This window comes from Bradyrhizobium sp., assembly GCF_036735945.1.
In the GTDB taxonomy this organism is placed as follows: domain Bacteria; phylum Pseudomonadota; class Alphaproteobacteria; order Rhizobiales; family Xanthobacteraceae; genus Bradyrhizobium.
Map to the genome: position 1 here is coordinate 62,529 of NZ_DAINNI010000009.1, position 19,318 is coordinate 81,846.

The 19,318-nt window shown below is 63.9% G+C and carries 19 protein-coding genes; 9 read left to right on the forward strand and 10 right to left on the reverse strand.

The window, feature by feature from the left end; all coding sequences use genetic code 11:
* Positions 1-2: 2 nt before the first annotated feature.
* From urtC to urtA, 3 genes are all read right to left on the reverse strand, one after another.
* A complete protein-coding gene (urtC, locus tag V7E26_RS05350) occupies positions 3-1,175 on the reverse strand; it encodes an urea ABC transporter permease subunit UrtC (protein WP_324414229.1) in 1,173 nt (390 codons plus the stop codon).
* A complete protein-coding gene (gene urtB / locus V7E26_RS05355; RefSeq protein WP_324414231.1) occupies positions 1,172-2,785 on the reverse strand; it encodes an urea ABC transporter permease subunit UrtB in 1,614 nt (537 codons plus the stop codon). Before urtB ends, urtC begins: the two co-directional genes overlap by 4 nt.
* A gap of 103 nt (positions 2,786-2,888) precedes the next feature.
* Entirely contained in the window at positions 2,889-4,175 is a 1,287-nt protein-coding gene (gene urtA, locus V7E26_RS05360; RefSeq protein WP_324414233.1) for an urea ABC transporter substrate-binding protein, read from the reverse strand.
* 576 nt (positions 4,176-4,751) lie between these two features.
* Between urtA and V7E26_RS05365 the strand changes: the two genes are divergently transcribed.
* From V7E26_RS05365 to V7E26_RS05375, 3 genes are all read left to right on the forward strand, one after another.
* Complete coding sequence (locus V7E26_RS05365) at positions 4,752-6,206, forward strand: DEAD/DEAH box helicase (protein ID WP_324414235.1); 1,455 nt, start codon at positions 4,752-4,754, stop codon at positions 6,204-6,206.
* A gap of 23 nt (positions 6,207-6,229) precedes the next feature.
* On the forward strand, positions 6,230-6,517 hold the full coding sequence (gene infA, locus V7E26_RS05370) for a translation initiation factor IF-1 (RefSeq protein WP_324414237.1): 288 nt from the start codon (positions 6,230-6,232) through the stop codon (positions 6,515-6,517).
* A gap of 270 nt (positions 6,518-6,787) precedes the next feature.
* The gene (locus V7E26_RS05375) at positions 6,788-7,000 is read left to right on the forward strand and encodes a cold-shock protein (RefSeq protein WP_002714433.1); all 213 of its coding nucleotides are present in this window, start codon (positions 6,788-6,790) and stop codon (positions 6,998-7,000) included.
* Between the two features lie 147 nt (positions 7,001-7,147).
* Here the strand turns inward: V7E26_RS05375 and V7E26_RS05380 are convergent, their stop codons facing one another.
* The 7 genes from V7E26_RS05380 to V7E26_RS05410 form a co-directional block, all read right to left on the reverse strand.
* The gene (locus V7E26_RS05380; RefSeq protein ID WP_324414277.1) at positions 7,148-7,729 is read right to left on the reverse strand and encodes a TadE/TadG family type IV pilus assembly protein; all 582 of its coding nucleotides are present in this window, start codon (positions 7,727-7,729) and stop codon (positions 7,148-7,150) included.
* A gap of 11 nt (positions 7,730-7,740) precedes the next feature.
* Positions 7,741-8,277: a TadE/TadG family type IV pilus assembly protein gene (locus V7E26_RS05385; protein WP_324414279.1), complete on the reverse strand. Its 537-nt coding sequence runs from the start codon at positions 8,275-8,277 to the stop codon at positions 7,741-7,743.
* 182 nt (positions 8,278-8,459) lie between these two features.
* The gene (locus tag V7E26_RS05390) at positions 8,460-8,942 is read right to left on the reverse strand and encodes a pilus assembly protein N-terminal domain-containing protein (RefSeq protein ID WP_324414281.1); all 483 of its coding nucleotides are present in this window, start codon (positions 8,940-8,942) and stop codon (positions 8,460-8,462) included.
* Positions 8,943-9,112: 170 nt separating this feature from the next.
* Positions 9,113-9,940 (reverse strand): sterol desaturase family protein, encoded by an 828-nt coding sequence (locus tag V7E26_RS05395; protein ID WP_324414283.1) that lies wholly within the window; start codon positions 9,938-9,940, stop codon positions 9,113-9,115.
* Positions 9,941-10,004: 64 nt separating this feature from the next.
* Positions 10,005-11,438, reverse strand: a complete 1,434-nt coding sequence (locus V7E26_RS05400) for a hypothetical protein (protein WP_324414285.1) — start codon at positions 11,436-11,438, stop codon at positions 10,005-10,007.
* Positions 11,439-11,501: 63 nt separating this feature from the next.
* Entirely contained in the window at positions 11,502-12,944 is a 1,443-nt protein-coding gene (locus tag V7E26_RS05405) for a hypothetical protein (RefSeq protein ID WP_324414287.1), read from the reverse strand.
* 18 nt (positions 12,945-12,962) lie between these two features.
* Positions 12,963-13,793 (reverse strand): sterol desaturase family protein, encoded by an 831-nt coding sequence (locus tag V7E26_RS05410; RefSeq protein WP_324414289.1) that lies wholly within the window; start codon positions 13,791-13,793, stop codon positions 12,963-12,965.
* Between the two features lie 90 nt (positions 13,794-13,883).
* On the opposite strand from V7E26_RS05410, the gene V7E26_RS05415 reads away from it, so the two are divergent.
* The 6 genes from V7E26_RS05415 to V7E26_RS05440 all read left to right on the forward strand — a co-directional run bounded on the left by V7E26_RS05415 (position 13,884) and on the right by V7E26_RS05440 (position 19,309).
* The gene (locus V7E26_RS05415) at positions 13,884-14,054 is read left to right on the forward strand and encodes a hypothetical protein (protein ID WP_324414291.1); all 171 of its coding nucleotides are present in this window, start codon (positions 13,884-13,886) and stop codon (positions 14,052-14,054) included.
* An 83-nt stretch (positions 14,055-14,137) separates the two neighbouring features.
* Positions 14,138-14,302, forward strand: coding sequence for a Flp family type IVb pilin (locus tag V7E26_RS05420; protein ID WP_324414293.1), 165 nt, complete (start codon positions 14,138-14,140; stop codon positions 14,300-14,302).
* A 165-nt stretch (positions 14,303-14,467) separates the two neighbouring features.
* The gene (locus V7E26_RS05425; protein ID WP_324414295.1) at positions 14,468-16,282 is read left to right on the forward strand and encodes a GtrA family protein; all 1,815 of its coding nucleotides are present in this window, start codon (positions 14,468-14,470) and stop codon (positions 16,280-16,282) included.
* A 91-nt stretch (positions 16,283-16,373) separates the two neighbouring features.
* Positions 16,374-16,898 carry an A24 family peptidase gene (locus V7E26_RS05430; protein WP_324414297.1) on the forward strand — a complete coding sequence of 175 codons (525 nt, stop codon included), beginning with the start codon at positions 16,374-16,376 and terminating at the stop codon, positions 16,896-16,898.
* A gap of 126 nt (positions 16,899-17,024) precedes the next feature.
* Positions 17,025-17,816 carry a Flp pilus assembly protein CpaB gene (gene cpaB, locus V7E26_RS05435; protein WP_324414299.1) on the forward strand — a complete coding sequence of 264 codons (792 nt, stop codon included), beginning with the start codon at positions 17,025-17,027 and terminating at the stop codon, positions 17,814-17,816.
* A gap of 17 nt (positions 17,817-17,833) precedes the next feature.
* Positions 17,834-19,309, forward strand: a complete 1,476-nt coding sequence (locus V7E26_RS05440; RefSeq protein ID WP_324414301.1) for a type II and III secretion system protein family protein — start codon at positions 17,834-17,836, stop codon at positions 19,307-19,309.
* The last annotated feature ends 9 nt before the right edge of the window (positions 19,310-19,318 follow it).

Genomic DNA, 19,318 nt, shown 5'->3' on the forward strand with positions numbered 1-19,318 from the left:
GCTCACTCCGCCGGATTCGGTTTCGGCTCGGCGCCGTCTTCGAGCGCAGCGCTTGCTGCCGCGCCACTGCCGAAACCGGGCTTGCGCTGCTCCCACCACGCGTTGAACGTGCCGATGATGCCCTTGGGAAGCAGCAGCGTGACCAGGATGAACAGCGCGCCCAGCATGAACAGCCAGTACGGCGCCAGCGCACCCGAGGTAAAGAACGTCTTGGCGTAGTTGACGACGACGGCACCGAGCGCGGCGCCGACCAGCGTGCCGCGGCCACCGACCGCGACCCAGATCACCGCCTCGATCGAGTTGCCGGGCGAGAATTCACTGGGGTTGATGATGCCGACCTGCGGCACATAGAGCGCGCCGGCCACACCCGCCATGCAGGCCGACAGCGTGAACACGAACAGCTTGTAGGATTCGACGCGGTAGCCGAGGAAGCGGGTGCGCGATTCCGCGTCGCGGATCGCGACCAGCACCTTGCCGAGCTTGGAGGTGACGACCGCGCGGCAGATCAGGAAGGCGCCGATCAGCGCGGCGCAACTCAGGAAGAACAGCGCGGCGCGCGTGCCTTCGGCCTGCACGTTGAAGCCGAGGATATCCTTGAAATCGGTCAGGCCATTGTTGCCGCCGAAACCGAAATCGTTGCGGAAGAAGCCGAGGAGCAGCGCGTAGGTCATCGCCTGCGTGATGATCGAGAGATAGACGCCGGTGACGCGGGAGCGGAAGGCGAACCAGCCGAAGGCAAACGCCAGCAGGCCCGGCACCACCACGACCATCAGCGCCGCGAACCAGAACATGTCGAAGCCGTACCAGTACCACGGCAGCTTCGGCCAGTTCAGGAACACCATGAAGTCGGGCAGCAGCGGATTGCCGTAGACGCCGCGGCTGCCGATCTGCCGCATCAGGTACATGCCCATCGCGTAACCGCCGAGCGCGAAGAACGCGCCGTGGCCGAGCGAGAGGATGCCGCAATAGCCCCAGATCAGGTCGATCGAGAGCGCGAGGATGGCGTAGCAGACATATTTGCCCCACAGCGCCACGAGGTAGGTCGGCACCTGGAACATCGAGCCAATAGGCAGCAGCAGGTTCGACAGCGGGATGAGAATGCCGAGCCCTGCGACGATCAGGATGAAGAGCGCCGCGCCGCGGTCGAGCGAACGGGTGAGAACGTGCGGCGTCATGCTTCCACCGCCCGGCCCTTGAGCGCGAACAGGCCGCGCGGACGCTTCTGGATGAACAGGATGATCAGCACCAGGATGGCGATCTTGCCGAGGACCGCGCCCGCCACCGGCTCCAGGAACTTGTTGGCGATGCCGAGCGTGAAGGCGCCGACCAGCGTGCCCCAGAGATTGCCGACGCCGCCGAACACCACCACCATGAAGCTGTCGATGATGTAGCTCTGGCCGAGATTGGGGCTGACATTGTCGATCTGCGACAGCGCCACGCCGGCGATGCCGGCAATGCCGGAGCCGAGGCCGAAGGTCAGCGCATCGACGCGCGAGGTGGCGATGCCCATCGACGCCGCCATGCGCCGGTTCTGCGTCACCGCGCGCATCTCGAGCCCGAGCGCGGTGTAGCGCAGCATGGCAAGCAGGATGGCGAAGACGGCCAGCGTGAAGACCAGGATCCAGAGCCGGTTGTACGTGATGGTGATCTGCCCGAGCTCGAATGCGCCGCTCATCCAGGAGGGATTGCCGACCTCGCGGTTGGTCGGGCCGAACGCGGTGCGCACCGCCTGCTGCAGCACGAGCGACAGGCCCCAGGTCGCGAGCAGCGTCTCCAGCGGGCGGCCGTAGAGGAAGCGGATGATGCCGCGCTCGATCAGGACGCCGATCGCGCCGGCGACCAGGAAGGCGAGCGGCACCGCGATCAAAAGCGAGTAATCGAACAGGGCGGGATAGCGGGTGCGAATGACTTCCTGCACCACGAAGGTGGTGTAGGCCCCGATCATCACCATCTCGCCATGGGCCATGTTGATCACGCCCATGACGCCGAAGGTGATCGCAAGCCCGATCGCAGCGAGCAGCAGCACCGAGCCGAGCGACAGGCCATACCAGGCGTTCTGCACCATCGACCACATCGCCAGATTGCTCTGGATCGCGGCGATCGCGCTGGTCGCCGCACGGGCGACATTCGGCGGCTGGTCGCTTGGCAGCCCGGTCAGCAGCGCCATCGCCTCCTGGTCGCCCTTCGCCTTGAGCACGGCGACGGCCTCGAGCTTTTCGACCTCGCTGGCGTCGGGCTTATAGAGCAGGATGGCGGCGCGGGCCTCGGTGAAGGCCGTCTTCACGGATTTGCTGGTCTCCTTGGCGAGTGCGTCGTCGATGGTTGCGAGCGCGCTCTCCTCATGGCTCTTGAACACCGACTGCGCGGCGGCGATGCGCCTGGCGGGATCCGGCGACAGCAGCGTCAGGCCGCCGAGCGCGGCCTCCACGGTGCGGCGCAATCGGTTATTGAGGCGGACAGCGGCGGCATTGTCGGGCAGCTTGTCGACCGCAGCGCCCGTGGCGGCGTCGATGATCTTGCCGTCGCTTCCGGTGACGAACACCTTCTTGCTGTCGGGATCGGCGGACAGCCGTCCGTCCTGCAGCGCGCTGATGATGGGAATGGCCAGCGGATTGCCCGAACTCGCCACCGCGCCGATCGCTTCATCGGTGTCGGAGAAATCGTCGTTGGCGAATTTGGCGACGGCATCCTCGAACGGACCCGCCAGCGCCGGCGCCGCGAAGGAAGCAGTCAGGAAGACAGCGAGCAGCAGCGCCCGCAAGCGGTGAATGAAATTTGCAGACACGTTACGACCCCGGCAGGAGTGTTTAGGAGAAGGCGGCGACATCGCCGCCTTCTCCGTTCTTGGTCATTCTCTTGGAAGTTTGTCGTTACAGGTCAGGCAGGGGTTAGGAGCCCTGACCGCCGCACTTGTTGGTCTTGGTGTTGTAGTTGCCGCACTTTTTGCCGACCCAGTCGCCGATCAGGTCCTTGGAGCCGTCGAGCTCCTTCGACCAGGCGTCGCCTGCCACCAGGCCCGGGGTCTTCCACACCACGTCGAACTGGCCGTTGGCCTTGATCTCGCCAATGAACACCGGCTTGGTGATGTGATGGTTGGGCAGCATCTTGGAGACGCCGCCGGTCAGGTTCTTGGCTTCGATGCCGGGCAGAGCGTCGATCACCTTGTCCGGATCGGTCGACTTCACCTTCTCGACCGCCTTGACCCACATGTCGAAGCCGATCACGTGCGCTTCCATCGGATCGTTGGTCACGCGCTTCGGATTCTTGGTGTAGGCCTGCCAGGCCTTGATGAACTTGTCGTTCTCCGGCGACTTGATCGACTGGAAGTAGTTCCAGGCGGCGAGATGGCCGAGCAGCGGCTTGGTGTCGATGCCGGCGAGCTCTTCTTCACCGACCGAGAACGCAACCACCGGGATGTCGGTCGCCTTGACGCCCTGGTTGCCGAGCTCCTTGTAGAAGGGAACGTTGGCGTCGCCGTTGATGGTGGAGACCACGGCGGTCTTCTTGCCGGCCGAGCCGAACTTCTTGATGTCGGCCACGATCGTCTGCCAGTCGGAATGACCGAACGGCGTGTAGTTGATCATGATGTCTTCCTGCTTGACGCCCTTCGACTTCAAGTAGGCTTCGAGGATCTTGTTGGTGGTGCGCGGATAGACGTAGTCGGTGCCGGCCAGCACCCAGCGCTTCACCTTTTCGTCCTTCATCAGGTAGTCGACCGCGGGGATCGCCTGCTGGTTCGGCGCGGCGCCGGTGTAGAACACGTTGCGCTCGCTCTCCTCACCCTCGTACTGCACGGGGTAGAACAGGATCGAATTCAGCTCCTTGAATACCGGGAGCACGGACTTGCGCGACACCGAGGTCCAGCATCCGAACACGACCGAGACCTTGTCCTTGGTGATCAGCTCGCGGGCCTTTTCGGCAAACAGCGGCCAGTTCGAGGCGGGATCGACCACGACGGCTTCGAGCTTCTTGCCGAGCACGCCGCCCTTCTTGTTCTGCTCGTCGATCAGGAAAAGGATGGTGTCCTTCAGCGTGGTTTCGCTGATGGCCATGGTGCCGGAGAGCGAATGCAGGACGCCGACCTTGATGGTATCGTCAGCGGCCCTGGCGCTTGAAAATGAAGCCAGGCCCAAAACCAGGCCGGCGGTGGCCGCCAGCCAGCGACGGCGGCTCATCGTCGCTATATCGTGAGTCAATTGAGTAAGCATGAGGTGTCATCTCCCTGACGCAGGCGTTAAACGCTGCGAAACGGCCCCACGGCCGCCTGCGTTAAGGGAATCGCAAGAACCATGCCACGCCTTGGGGGCGCGATAAGCCTATCTAATCGTTCGGGAATCCGGAGTCCGCGGAAACCAGCGGCAGAAAGCTCGCCTGTTTTTTGGACAGTGGAAATGTATGCTTTGGCGGCAAACAGTCTATTTTTTATGCAAGGTCTGGAAATTGGCTAAATTTCTTGCACGAATTTTGATCGTTCAGGTTTCTGAAAGGCAGCGAGCGCCCTCCGGTTGATCGGATTCCTTAACCGCATCAGGCTCCGGGGCGGAATTCGCCTTGAAAGAGCCGGTGGTGTGCGCCATATGATGCGCGTGACCTAGAGAATCATCAGGTCCCTGCGAGCCGCGTGTTCTGATCCCGTCTTTTGCGGTTTCTGGCTTGCCCCCTTCAGCTAGCAAAACCGACGCCCCCAACACGCGGGTGTCCCAAAGACACACTCGCGCGCTCCTGGCCGACTGCCGGGCGCCTGCTCTTTTATGGAAAGAACCACCCTTTTGACCTCCTTTCAGGATTTCGGCCTCGCTGATCCCATTTCGCGTGCGCTCAAGGAAGAGAATTACCACACGCCTACGCCCATCCAGGCCCAGACCATCCCCCTCGCATTAGCCGGCCGCGACGTCGTCGGCATTGCCCAGACCGGAACCGGCAAGACCGCGGCCTTCGCGCTGCCGATCCTGCACCGTCTGTTGGAAAACCGCATCCGCCCGCAGCCCAAGAGCTGCCGCGTGCTGGTGCTGTCGCCGACTCGCGAATTGTCGGGCCAGATCCTCGACAGCTTCAACGCCTATGGCCGCCATATCCGCCTGAGCTCCGCGTTGGCGATCGGCGGCGTGCCGATGGGCCGTCAGGTTCGCTCGGTCATGCAGGGCGTCGAGGTGATGGTGGCGACCCCCGGCCGCCTGCTCGACCTCGTCCAGAGCAACGGGCTGAAGCTGAACCAGGTCGAGTTCCTCGTGCTCGACGAGGCCGACCGCATGCTCGACATGGGCTTCATCAACGACATCCGCAAAGTCGTGGCCAAGCTGCCGATCAAGCGGCAGACGCTGTTCTTCTCGGCCACCATGCCGAAGGACATCGCGGAACTCGCCGAGTCCATGCTGCGCGATCCCGCCCGGGTCGCGGTGACGCCGGTGGCCTCGACGGTCGACCGCATCGCCCAGCGCATCATCCAGGTCGATTTCGCGGCCAAGCCGGCCGTGCTGGCCCAGCTCCTGAAGCAGGAACCGGTCGACCGCGCACTGGTATTCACCCGCACCAAGCACGGCGCCGACAAGGTGGTGAAGGTGCTGGCCAGGGCCGGCATCGAGGCCAACGCCATCCACGGCAACAAATCGCAGAACCACCGCGAGCGCGTGCTGGCGGCGTTCCGCTCCGGCGAGATCCGCACCCTCATCGCCACCGATATCGCCGCCCGCGGCATCGATGTCGACGGCGTCAGCCATGTGGTGAATTTCGACCTGCCCAACGTGCCCGAAACCTATGTGCACCGCATCGGGCGTACCGCCCGCGCCGGCGCCGAGGGCGTTGCGATCTCGCTGATCGCGGGCGCCGAGGAGATGGGCTATCTGCGCGACATCGAGCGGCTGATCCGCATCACGCTGCCGCGGGAAGACCGGCGGACGCCGGGCAGCCGCGACGCCGCTCCGGCCGCGCCGCACCCCGTCCAGCACCGCAACGGACGGCCCGGGGCACGTCCCCATGGCGGCCGCTCCAGCGAACAGGCGCAGGCCGCAAAAGGCCCTCGCCGACGGCGCCGCGGTGGTGGTAATAATGCGCCGCCGCAGCCGAACCGGCACGAAGGGGCGCGTCCGGCGCGTGAGGGCGGCAAGGGCCAGGGCGGCCACGGCGAGGGCATTCAAGGCGTCGCCTTCTTGCATCGCGAGAGCCGTCCGAATAATCAACCGAACCGCAGCCAACGACCGCAGCGCTAGCCTCGATCGACCTGGAGACCACCATGGCTAAAGAAGAGCTGATCCAGTTCGAAGGACTGGTGACCGAAATCCTCCCCGATGCGCGCTACCGCGTCCAGCTCGACGCCGGGCACGAGATCGTTGCCTATACTGCGGGCAAGATGAAGAAGAACCGGATCAAGACGCTCGCGGGCGATCGGGTCACGGTCGAAATGTCACCCTACGATCTGGAGAAAGGGCGCCTGATCTTCCGTCACAAGGACGAGCGTCCTCCGACAGCCGGTGCTCCCCGCGGCGGGCCGCCGCGCGGCGGCCAGTTCCGCCGTCGGTAAACGAACCCTTAACGTCCCTTGAAAACGCGCCCGGCAGGCTCCTGTCGTGCGCGAATGCGGGCGGCTGGCCGGCCGAATCAATTTTTGTGCACGTCAGGATTGTTTTGGGGGCCTCTATCGAATAATATTGGGGATCGATTTTCGGCCGGACGACATTAGCTATCCACCGGTACAGCCGGTTTAGACGCTGACGACCCTTCCAAAAATTCGATCTCACCAGCCCGTCGCGAGACGGGCTACGACTTGTATATCTGAGAAGGGACTACCCCAGTGAGCATGGGAACCGTGAAGTGGTTTAACGCGACCAAAGGCTATGGCTTCATCCAGCCGGACGACGGCGGCAATGACGTGTTCGTGCACATCAGCGCTGTCGAACGTGCCGGCCTCGGAACGTTGCGTGAAGGCCAGAAGATCTCCTACGAAATCGTGGCAGATCGCCGCTCTGGCAAATCTTCGGCCGACAATCTCCGCGCCGCCGGTTGAGCGATTGCGCGGGGCGCGCGCAGCGTCCCGGCATATCACCGCCGAATAAATCAAAAGGCCGCGCCAATGGAGCGGCCTTTTTTTCGTGGGTTGGTTTTCTCTACGCGCGCGTCTTCTCCGCGCTCATTCGATCGGAGCGCGTGCGGCTCAGGTCGTGGTGCAGACCGAGGTGTTGTACATCACGCAAAGTCCCTGGCGCGGACGGGTGTAGGAGAAATTGGTCAGCGTGATGCCGTTCACCTTGTTGATGAACCAGGCAACGCTCGGCACGTACTTGTACTTGACCTCGCTGAGGATCAGGTAGGTGCCGGCGATCTTGAGCGCATCGGGGATGTCCATGATTTCGCCCGCGGTACGCGCGTTGGCGCCATTGCTCCACTGCACCCGCGCCTTCAGCGTGCTCGGATTGACGTAGAGCTCCGAGATCGTGCCCTGCACCGGCGAAGATGCGTAAGGCGTCATGATCGCGTTGGCGGCATTGAAGAAGTTGGTGAACTGCGTATCGGACACCGAAGTGTTCTGCGACGTCAGGTCCGACAGCGTGCGCGCCATGATCGTCACCTTGCGGTCGATGGCGACGCCGGCCGCAAACTCGTTGGTTCCAACCAGCATCAACGCCATCAACGGGATGATCATCGCGAATTCGATCGCCGCCAGGCCGCTGGTGTTGTCGCGCATCTCGACCGCGCGGCGGCGCAATCGAAGGCAGATTTTCCTGATCAGGTTCATTGCCGTTTGCCTTAGTAGGGTTCGTTCTGGAACGCGGCGGTCGCCGTCAACAGCCGCTGATTTCCGCTGAGATTGGCGGGATTGAAGCCAAGGCCGGTGACGAACAGCGGCCATTTGTAGAACAGCCGCACGACGACGATGTCGCCGGCGGCGCCGGGAAGATAGTTGTTCGGCGGCACGAAATTTTTTCCAGCGTCGATCGGGTCGCTGATATTCACCGAGGCGAAGGTCTTGTAGCTCTGCACGTCGATCGAGATGCCGTTCACGCAATCGAACATCACGGTGAGCTTGGCGCAAACCGCGTTCTTGAATTGCGCCTGGGTGAAGGCCGCGTTCTGCGCCTGGCCCGTCATGATCAGGCGCGAGGTATCCTGGGTCACGGTCTCGAGAACCTGGCTGGCAAAGAATATCATCGCCAGTTCGATGATCGCGAACAGGACGGCGAAGAAGATTGGCGCGACCAGTGCGAACTCGACGGCAGCGGTGCCCGTTCGGTTGCGACCAAACCGGCGCAGGATAGTCGTCTTGGGAGCTGTAGCAGGCGGCATCGAAAGAACCTCAGAACGCGAGGAGACTTGCCGCAGGAATCTATCCAAAACAGATTGTTGAAGTGTTTCGGCCAATTCGGCCAGAGCGACCCATTCCGTTAACCGCATCTTAACCGTAGCGGCAGGCCGGGACCGATGCCGCCCGCCGGATGTACCGGCGGGCCTTCGAGAAGCCGATCAGCTTACTTGGTGGCGCCGCCCGCCGAACCGGCAGCCTGGCTGGAGAGCGAGCCGGCCTGGTCGATGGCGGTCTTGAAGTAGCCATCGCCGTCGCCGAGCGTCACGCGGCGCTGACAGATCGGCATGCAGCTATAGGATTCCCTTTCGACGCCGCGATACACGGTGACGAGCTGATCGGTCGGTCCCTCGACCTGAATCTGGCGGTCCACCAGCACCTCGCCATTGCGATCCATGGCGATGAAATTGGTCGCGCCGTAGCCCTTGCCGGTGACGACGATGATGCCGCCGCTCTGCAGGGTCACGTCCGCGATCAGCGGATTTCCGACCACGATGGTGGAGACCTTGGCGGGAAGCTTCACGAGCTTCGCCTGGTCGACATAAACGGCGATGCGATCCGGATCCGGCGCGGCAAGGCTGACAGCCGGCCACAGCAGGAGTCCTGCAACGAGGGAACGAAATCCGAAACGCTGGAACCTGAACGACATACTCTACCTCGGGGCATCAACAGGCCGGCAATGGCGATACGCAGCGGAGCCGGCGCCCAACACTGGTGAATCTGACGATAATTCGTGAACAAAGGGCAAATAGGCCCGGGATTGGGCCAAGAAATCCGCCGCCGGCCGGTATCCGCGCCATTTCAGGCCAGAGGCGGGCCCTATTTGCGGAATGGATAGGCTATCTGGCCGATGATCTCGCGGGGGAACGAGGGCTGGTCGTCCACGCCGTACCCTTCCGGCAGGCGATCCCGCGGCATGCGGAAGGTGCCGAACAGGATGTCCCAGAGCGGAAAGGTGCCTGCGAAATTGGTGTCGCCGCCCTCCGCCCGCGAGGTGTGGTGCCAGCGGTGGAATATTGGTGTCGCCACGACGTATCTGAACGGCCCGAGCGTCCAGTTCAGATTGGCGTGGACGAAGGCCGAATGAAAAATGTTGAACGGCCCGAGCCAGAGCATGACGCCCGGCGAGATCCCACCCAGCAGCAGCGCGACGTCGACGCCGATGGTGCCGAGCAGAAGGTTGACGGGATGAAAGCGCGCCGCCGAAATCCAGTCGACATCTTCCGACGAATGATGGATCGCGTGATACTTCCAGAAGCCGCCGCGATGAAACATGCGGTGCAGCCAGTACATCATGAAGTCGGCGGCGATCAGGAACAGGATCGCCTGCAGCCACAGTGGCAGGTGCGACAACGGGCCATGGCCGTTGTCGTAGAAGGCGATCAGCGCGTCGGCGTTGCTGATCCCGAACAGCAGGGCGGCGCCGAGCACCAGGAGGCCGATGCGGAACACGCGCGCGAACAGCGGCACCAGGAACCAGTAGCAGACATCGGTGACGAGTTCGCGCTTGCGCCACCAAGGCCTGCCCGGATTGCAGGCCCAGAAATGCGCCAGCACCGAGAACACCAGCGCCAGCGCGATCGTCACCGGCACCACCTTGGCCAGGGTCTGGCCCAGCATCTCGATGATTTCGGCCGGCAGGTTCATCCGGCCCGCGTAGCAGAATCACGCTCCGCGCGCCAGTTCGCGCGTGGCCCGCGGAGCGGCCGGATCAGTTGGGCGAGCGAACGTGCAGCACGGCGTTCTCATCGGCATAGGCGCGCCGCCAGCCACCGATATGGTCGAGCGCGCCGACGGCCGGGGTGTGCGGGGTCAGCAGCACGGCGTCGATGTCCCATTTCCTGAGAATGTCGAGCAGCTGGTTGACGTCCTTGAGCTGCATGGCGCGGTAATACGCCACGTCGAACGCTTCGCCATAGAGTTCGGCGCGGCCGTCGACGAATACCGGAATCTGCCGCCAGATCAGATAGCCGCCGAACGGCAGATCGTTCAGCACGCGTTTCGGATTGAGGGCCTTCAGCGCGTCGACAGCGGCCGTCGGCGAATGGCTTTGGGGCGGCGCGAAATTCGTATGCGCCGCGACCAGCCAGCTCCAGCCGCCGAGCAGGATCAGGATCGCCGCCGTCAGGGGCATCGGGGCGCCGCTGCGCGCAGGCCAGGCCGGCCGCAACGCGAACTGCGATGCCACCGGCGCAAGCACGACGATCGGGAGCAGCAGCGCGAAGATCTCGACGTTTCGGACATGGGACAGCGCCATGTGCAGCAGGCCGAGCACCAGCGCGATCCGTGGCGGCGTGAGCCTGACGCCGCCGTAGAGCGCGCCGCCGATCAGCGCCAGGATCGTGAGCTCGAAGGCGCCGAGCCTGCTGAAATCCGCCGGCATCCATTCATAGATCAGATGCAGCAATTCGCCGAGATCGAGAATCTTGCGTGCGGCGAGGATCGATCCCCAGCCATAGGGCGTGACACAGCAGGCCAGCAAAGCGCCGATGCCGAACACCGCCCAGCGCAGCGCCAGCGGGATACGCCGCTCACGCGCGGCATTCCACAGCGCATCGAGCGCGAATGCGCCGACCAGCATCAACCCGAACATGAAGCCGCCGTGCAGGTTCGTCCACAGCGCGATCAATGGCAGCAGCCAGGGCGACGGCGCCTTGCCGCGCTCGCTCGCCGAGATCAGGCCATGCACCCACGCGACCATGACCGGCAACGCCAGCACGTGCGGCCGCGCCAGCAGATGTCCCATCGAGAGCACCAGCACGGCCACGGCGACGGCGACCGCGTAGCTGGCGGGGATGCGGCGGCCGAGAATATGCGTGAGCAGCGCAAACGTTGCGGCGATCGCGGTCGAGGGGAGAACCACAACTCCGGTCCAGCCCGCAAGGTTGTAGCTCACCGCATACAGCACCTGCGCCAGCCAGGAGGACGAGGTCCACGGTTCGCCCGCCTTGGTGAAGGAATAGATGTCGACGCGCGGCATCGCGCGCTGATCGATGATCCATTGGCCCACGGCGATGTGCCAATTGGTATCGGAATCGCCCAGAAGCAGGCGGCCGCCGATCAGCGCGAGCGCATAAACCGCGATGCCGACCCACAGCCAGGCTGGCACCCGTCCGAGAATGGAAGTCCTTTCGTCAGAGGTCACGGCAATGCCGCCATTCATACCGACAGCTCGCGAAGTACCGGGAAATTCTGCTGCGCTCATCGGTCAACTGCCGCGCACGTAGAGAACCGCCGCATCGTCGGCATGCACAAGCCGCCACCCGCCGAGATGATCGAGCAGGCTCGCCGCCGGCATGCCGGGCTGCAGCAGCAGGGCGTCGATGTCATAGTCCTTGAGCAGACCGACGAGCTGGCCGACGTCCTTGAGCTCCACCGCGTTGTAATAGGCCATGGTGAATTGCTCGCCGTACAGCTCGGCCCTTCCGTCGATGAAGACGGGCGTCTGCCGCCAGATCAGATAGCCGCCGAAGGCACGATCATTGAGAACCCGCCGCACACCGTGGGCTTTTACGGCCTCGACCGCGGCGGCCGGCGACAGGCTTTTCGGAGGCGAATACGTCCAATGCGCCGCCCAGGCCCAGGTCGCGGCGCCGAGCGTGACGACCAGCATCGCCGCTGCAACAGACGCCATCCTGCGGGGCGGAGAAGACTGCAACGCGAAGTGCTGTGACACCGGCGTCAGCACGACGATCGGCAGCAGCAGCGCCAACACCTCGACGTTCCTGCCATGCGAGAGCGCCATATGCAGCAGGCCGAGCAGCAGCACGATCCGCGGCGGCGACAGCTTGACCCCGAAATGGAGCGCGCCGGCGATCAGGGCGAGGATCGTCAGTTCGAACGGGCTGAGCGTGCTGAAATTCGGCGGCGCCCATTCGGTGAGGAGGCGCAAGAGTTCGCCGAGATCCAGAATCTTGCGCGAAGCCAGGATCGATTCCCAGCCGTAAGGGGTAACGCAGCAGGCCGCCAGGGCCGCGACGCCGAATGCGATCCAGCGCAGCGCCAGCGGCTTGCGCAGCGGCGGCTCGGTGTTCCACAGCGCATCGACCGCGAAGCCGCCGGCCAGCACCAGGGCGAACACGAAGCCGCCGTGCAGATTGGCCCACAGCGCGATCAGCGGCAGCAACCAGAACGAAGGCGGCTGACGCCGCTCGCTCGCCGTCATCAGGCCGTGCGTCCAGGCAACCATGAGCGGCATCGCCAGCACGTGCGGACGCGCCAGGAAATGCGGCATCGACAGCACCATCGCCGCCAGCGCGACCAGCACCGCATAGGTCGATGGAATGCGGCGCTCCAGATAATGCGCCAGCAGGGCGAAGGTCGCGGAGATCACGCCGGCCGCGACCACGACCGGCCCGGTCCAGCCGGCAAGATTGTAGCTTACCGCATAGATGACTTGCGCAAGCCAGGAAGATGAAATCCAGGCCTCGCCAAGCTTGCTGAAGGAATAGATATCGACGCGCGGCAGAGCGCCGTGATCGAGGATCCACTGACCGACCGCGATCTGCCAGTAGGTGTCGGCGTCGGTCAGCAGCGTCCGGCCGTCAGCAAGCAGCAGCGCGTAAACGCCGATGCCAAGCCAGAGCCATGCCGGAACGCCGCCAAGGCTGAAAGCCTTTTCCCGCTGGATCGCTCCGACTTCGGCGTGCATGCGAAATTGCCGGCCGGGCTAGTGGCGGAACGGATAGGCCAGTTGCCCGCCGATCTCGTTCGGAATCTGTTCACCATCTTCCACGCCATAGCCGTCAGGCAGCCGGTTCTCCGGCATGCGAAACGTTCCGAACAGGATATCCCAGATCGGAAAGGTGCCCGCGAAATTGGTGTTGCCGCCCTCTTCGAGCGAGGTGTGATGCCAGCGATGAAAGACCGGCGTGGCAAGCACATATTTGAACGGCCCGAGCGTCCAGTTCAGGTTGGCGTGAACGAACGCGGAGTGGAAGGTCGTGAACGGCCCGACCCACAGCATGATGTTGGGTGAAATGCCGGCCATCAGCAGGATCACATCGACCAGGATCGTTCCGATGAACAGGTTGACCGGGTGGAAACGCGCCGCCGAGATCCACTCCAGATCTTCCGAAGAATGGTGGATGGCGTGATACTTCCAGAACCCGCCGCCATGAAACATGCGATGCAGCCAGTACAGCATGAAATCCGACGCGACCAGGAACAGCAGCGCCTGCATCCAGAGCGGAAGCTGCGCCAGCGGTCCATGGCCATCCTCGTAGAACGCGATCAGCGCATCCGGCTCGTTGATGTTGAAGACGACGGATGCGCCCAGCACCAATAGCCCGATGCGGAATACTCGCGCAAACACCGGCACGAAGAACCAGTAGCAGATATCGGTGATGAGCTCGCTCTTGCGCCACCAGGGCTTGCCCGGATTGCAGGCCCAGAAATGCGAGAGCACCGTGAACACGAGCGCGAGCGCGACCGTAACCGGTACGACCTTCGTCATCGTCTGGCCGACGACTTCGATGACTTGCATTAGCGGGCTGGACATGAGGGCCTCATTCGATCGGAGACCTCAGCGGTATAGCGTCGCGCTTAAGGAGCCGTGAATGATGCAGGAGCCTTGAACGAAGGAGGAGCCTTGAACGAAGGAGAAACCTTGAACGAAGGAGTCCTGCCGATAAAGGACGAGCATCCTTCCGCGCTGCATTTTATCGAACGCCTTAATGCGACGTTTACTGTGCTCAATATCTGCAAGTTCCTCGCATTTTTGCGTGGTCGAATTAACTGCGCCGAAATTGTCGCACCCTAGGGTGACGCCATGGTCACGGTGCTGAGAACGCCGCGAGACCAAACTTAAGTTCGACCAGCCACGTGTACACAGGAGTTATATCTATGAAGAATCTCGTTTCGCGTTTCGTCAAGGATGAGTCCGGCGCCACCGCCATCGAGTACGGCCTGATTGCCGCCGGCATCGCGATCGCGATCATCACCGCCGTCAACGGCCTCGGCGGCAAGCTGTCGAGCAACTTCAACACCATCTCGAGCTCGCTGAAGTAAGCGAAGCCTCACTCAGGTGCTTTAAAGGCCTCGGCATCGCCGGGGCCTTTTTTGTCGGGCCCTGCTGGATTGCCCCGACGACAGCGATGCCGCGGAACATCCTTTACGCTTTGTTGAACGCACACCGCTAGCCTGCGCTCTCCGACGTCCCGCTTTCGAACAACCATGAACGAGACGATGATGCCCCAAAGTGCTGTCCGGCCGGGTACCTGGCGCGTCGATGCCATGCTGGGACTTGCGGGGGCCTTGCTGGCGCTCGGCCTGCATGCGCTGGCCGGTTTCCCGACGCTCGCGGGCGCCAACGGCGACAATGACAGCCTGCTTCGGCTGGTCGAAATTCGCGATCTCATCGCCGGGCAGCCGTGGTTCGACCTGCATCAGTACCGGATGGGCCCGCCCGGCGGCTTCATCATGCACTGGTCACGCCTCGTCGATGCGCCGATCGCGGCCGTGATCCTTGCCGTGTCTGCCCTGACCGGAAAGCCGGCGACCGGCGAAGCGGTGGCGCTATTGGTCTGGACCACGCCGTTGATGGCGGCCGCACTGACTTTCCTGCTGCGGATCGCACGCGCGGTCGGTGACGAATGGGCGACGATGCCCGCCTTCATCATCTGCGCCGCGGCGCTGCACTTCAGCGGCGTCTTTGCCCCCGGCAATATCGACCACCACAATGTCCAGCTCACGCTCTGCCTTGCCGCCGTCGCCGCGCTGATCGCCGGACGTGGCTATGTGGCCGGAATCGCCGCGGGCGCCGCCTGCGCGCTGATGCTGGGCGTCGGCATGGAAACCCTGCCCTATGTCGCGGTTGCCGGGCTGACGGTGGCGACCGCCTATCTGCTGAACGGCCGCTCCGACGCTTCAGGAGAAGCCGCTGCAAAGGCGGCCGGCTTCGGAACAGGCCTTGCCGGATTTGGTCTTGCCGTCTTCGTTGCGACGGTGCCGGCCAGCCTCTGGCTCTCGCCATATTGCGACGCCTACTCGATCCCGCAATTCTCCGTTGCGGCATTGTCCGGAATTGGCCTGGCGGCGGCCACCGCCTCCGCCGTGCTCGGCCGCAGCTTCCGCGCAAGGCTCGCCGCATTGCTGGCACTCGGCATCGCGGTTGCCGCCCTGGTGGCAGCGGCCTTTCCCCAATGCATTGCCCAGCCCTATGCCGGACTGGATCCCAAGCTGCAGCAGCTCTACCTCAGTCAGGTGACCGAGGCGCAACCGTTCTGGCGCGTGCTCTCGGGCGACTGGGTCAAGGCCGCAGGCTTCTACGTCACGCCCATCCTCGCGCTGATCGTGCTCGGGTTGCGGCTGCGCCGGCATAGCAACGCTGAGGGATGGATCCTGCTGGCATTCCTGACGGCGGCTTTCGCCGTCAGCCTCTGGCAGGTGCGCGGCGTCACCTTCTCGCTGCCGCTCGCCGCCGTCGCGCTCGCGGCCTGGGTCGGCGACTGGCGACACCGCACGGCATTGACGGCGGACCGGTACGCCATGCCGCGGATGGTGACGGTCTGGCTGGTTTCCCTGAACGTCGCCTGGAGCGCGGCCGCCCATGCGGCGTCGACGGCTCTTGGAGAGACGGCGCCTTTGGCTTCGCCCGCGGGCACCTGCGAACGGGCTGCCGATTATGCCACTCTCGCCGCGCAGTCGCCGACCACCGTGCTTGCGATCTCCAATCTCGGATCGCAGATCCTTGCGCGCTCGCCTCACCGCGTGCTGGCCGGGCTCTATCACCGCAACACCAGCGGTATCCTGTTCACGCTCGACGCCTTCACGGGCACGGCCGAACAGGCGCGGGCCACGATCGAGAGCAACCGGATCGGGCTTGTCGTGCTCTGCCGCGGCAACGCCGAGACCGCGCTGCTGACCGGACACGCACCGGCCGGTTTCCTCGCCGCGCTGCGCCGCGGCGAGCCGCCGGACTGGCTCGAGAAGCTGCCGCAGGACGCCAGCGAGCCGCTCGAGATCTATCGCGTCCGGCCGCATCCCTGATCTGACGGTAGCCATTTTCCGAACGTTTACCTCTCGTCAATAGGCTGCGCGGACGCGGCAAACGCATTCCAAAATCAATGGGCCACTGGTCATGATCCTCGATACCGCCCGCCTTCTGCTGTTTCCGGCGCTGATGGCCTTCGCGGCTGCGAGCGACCTGTTCACGATGACGATCTCGAACCGGGTCTCGCTGGCGCTGATCGCCGGCTTCGTGGCGCTTGCGGTGCCGGGCGGCATGGGCCTGCACGACATCCTGATGCATTTCGGCGCCGGCGCAGCCGTTCTGGTGGTGGCCTTCGCCTGCTTCGCGATGGGGTGGGTCGGCGGCGGCGACGCCAAGGTCGCGGCCAGCGTGGCGCTATGGTTCGGCTTCGATCACCTGCTCAACTATCTGCTCTACGTCTCGCTGCTCGGCGGCGCGCTGACGATCCTGCTGATTCAATTCCGGCAATGGCCGCTGCCTTCGCTGCTCTCCGGACAAGCCTGGTTGAACCGGCTGCACGACAGGCAGAGCGGCATTCCCTACGGCATCGCGCTCGCGCTCGGCGCGCTGATCGTCTATCCCGAGACCCAATGGATCAAGGCGGTCGACCTCGCGCACCTCGCGATGCGCTGATCTCTCGCCGCTAACTTTCCGTTAAGGCAATTTCCACACGCCTCATTAACCATGCTTTGACGAATAGCTGGTCAACTCCCAGTACGGCGACGGCATCGTCGCAGCGTAATGTGGAAAGTGAAGCGTATGAATAAGCCACGCATCGTGGTCCTGGCCATCGCTATCGTCGCCGGCGGCATTGCCGCCTATCTCGCGAGCGGGTCAGACGACAAGCCTGCACCGGCCCAACAGGCCGCGCAGATGCAGACCGTCGATATTCTCGTCGCAAAATCGGATATCGGCCTTGGCCAGTCGGTCAAGCCGGACGATCTGCTATGGCAGGCCTGGCCGGCAGCGGCGAACAGCAGCAACTTCATCAGCCGCGCCAACCGGGCCGAAGCGATGAAGGACATCACCGGCTCGATCGCGCGCTCGCCGTTCGTTGCGGGCGAGCCGATCCGCGAGCAGAAGCTGGTGAAGGCCGATGGTGCCGGCTTCATGGCCGCGATCCTGCCCGCGGGCTACCGGGCCATTTCCACCGAGATTTCGCCGGAGACCGGCGCCGGCGGATTCATCCTGCCGAACGACCGCGTCGACGTCCTTCTCACCAAGCGCGAGAAGAACCCGGACGGCAAGGGTCCTGATATTTCCAACTCGGAAGTCATTCTCAGCAATGTCCGCGTTCTCGCCATCGACCAGGCTCCCAAGGAGAAAGAAGGCTCCAGCTCCCTGGTCGGCAAGACCGTGACCCTCGAACTGAAGCCCGAGCAGGCAGAGACGCTGGCGCGCTCCCGCCAGAGCGGCTCGCTGACGCTGGCGCTGCGCAGCATCGCGGACGCCAATGCAGTCGAGAAGCCCGATGAGTCGCTCACCAAGCGCGGCGAAAATCTCAACGTCATCCGCTACGGCGTTGCCATCCAGCAGATGATGCAGAAGTGACCGAAAGGACCGAGGTTATGAAGTGCAGGGAAAAACAGCCGATGATGCGAACGTTCATCGTCCGCGCCCTGTCGTTTTCGGCCGTGGCGGCTCTCACGCTCAATCCGGCATTGACGCCGGTGCTGGCGAGCGACTATCGCGCGGCGCCGGTCGCCGCCGAAGGGCAGATGAACGCGCGTTTCGTTTCGCTCGGGATCGGCAAATCGATGGTGATCGACTTGCCGCGCGAGATCAAGGACGTGCTTGTCGCCGATCCGAAGATCGCCAACGCCGTGGTCCGCACGAGCCAGCGCGCCTATATCATCGGCGCCGCGGTCGGCCAGACCAGCATCGTTTTCTTCGATTCCACAGGCGCGCAGATCGCCGCCTATGACATCGCGGTCAAGCGCGACCTCAACGGCGTGCGCGCCGCGCTGAAGCAGGCGATGCCGAATTCGGACATCCAGATCGAGGGTATCGGCGACAGCGTGGTGCTGTCGGGCACCGCAGCTACCCCGATTGAAGCGCAACAGGCCGCCGAAATCGCCGCCCGCCTCACCAGCGGCGCCGACAAGGTCGTCAACTCGATCGCCGTGCGCGGCCGCGACCAGGTGATGCTCAAGGTGACGGTCGCCGAAGTCGCCCGCAACATCGTCAAGCAGCTCGGGATCGACCTCTCGGCCAACCTGAACTACGGCACCGCGGTCGTGAATTTCAACAACTCCAATCCGTTTACCGCGCTGGGCCGTCCACTGGTCGGAGCCAACGGTGCCTTGACAACGTTCGGAGGAGGCCCTCAGTCGGTGACGGCGACGCTCCGCGCGATGGAAACCGCCGGCGTCGTGCGCACGCTGGCCGAACCCAACCTGACCGCGATTTCGGGTGAATCCGCGACCTTCATCGCCGGCGGCGAATTTCCGGTGCCTGCGGGTTATGCCTGCGATCCCGTCACGCGCGTCTGTACGACCCAGATCTCGTTCAAGAAGTTCGGCATTTCGCTCAACTTCACGCCCGTCGTGATGACGGAAGGACGGATCAGCCTTCGCGTCATGACGGAAGTGTCGGAGCTGTCGAACGACAACTCGATCACGCTGACCCAGTCGCTGAGCAACAATTCGACGAACTCACTGACCATTCCCTCGATCAAGACCCGTCGCGCGGAAACCACCCTGGAGATTCCCTCGGGCGGCTCGATGGCGATGGCGGGCCTGATCGCGGAGCAGACCAAGCAGGCCATCAACGGCCTCCCCGGCCTGTCGCAATTGCCGATCCTCGGCACGCTGTTCCGCAGCCGCGACTACGTCAACAACCAGACCGAACTGATGGTCCTGGTCACGCCCTACGTGGTGCGCGCGGTGGCGCAGAAGGACCTGTCGCGCCCCGACGACGGCTTCGCCGCCAGTTCGGACCCGCAGGCCGACCTGCTCGGCAGCATCAATCGCATCTACGGCGTTCCGGGCCGGGTCGAGAAGGCACGGAATTATCGCGGCACCTACGGCTTTATTACGGACTGAGGCGGGACC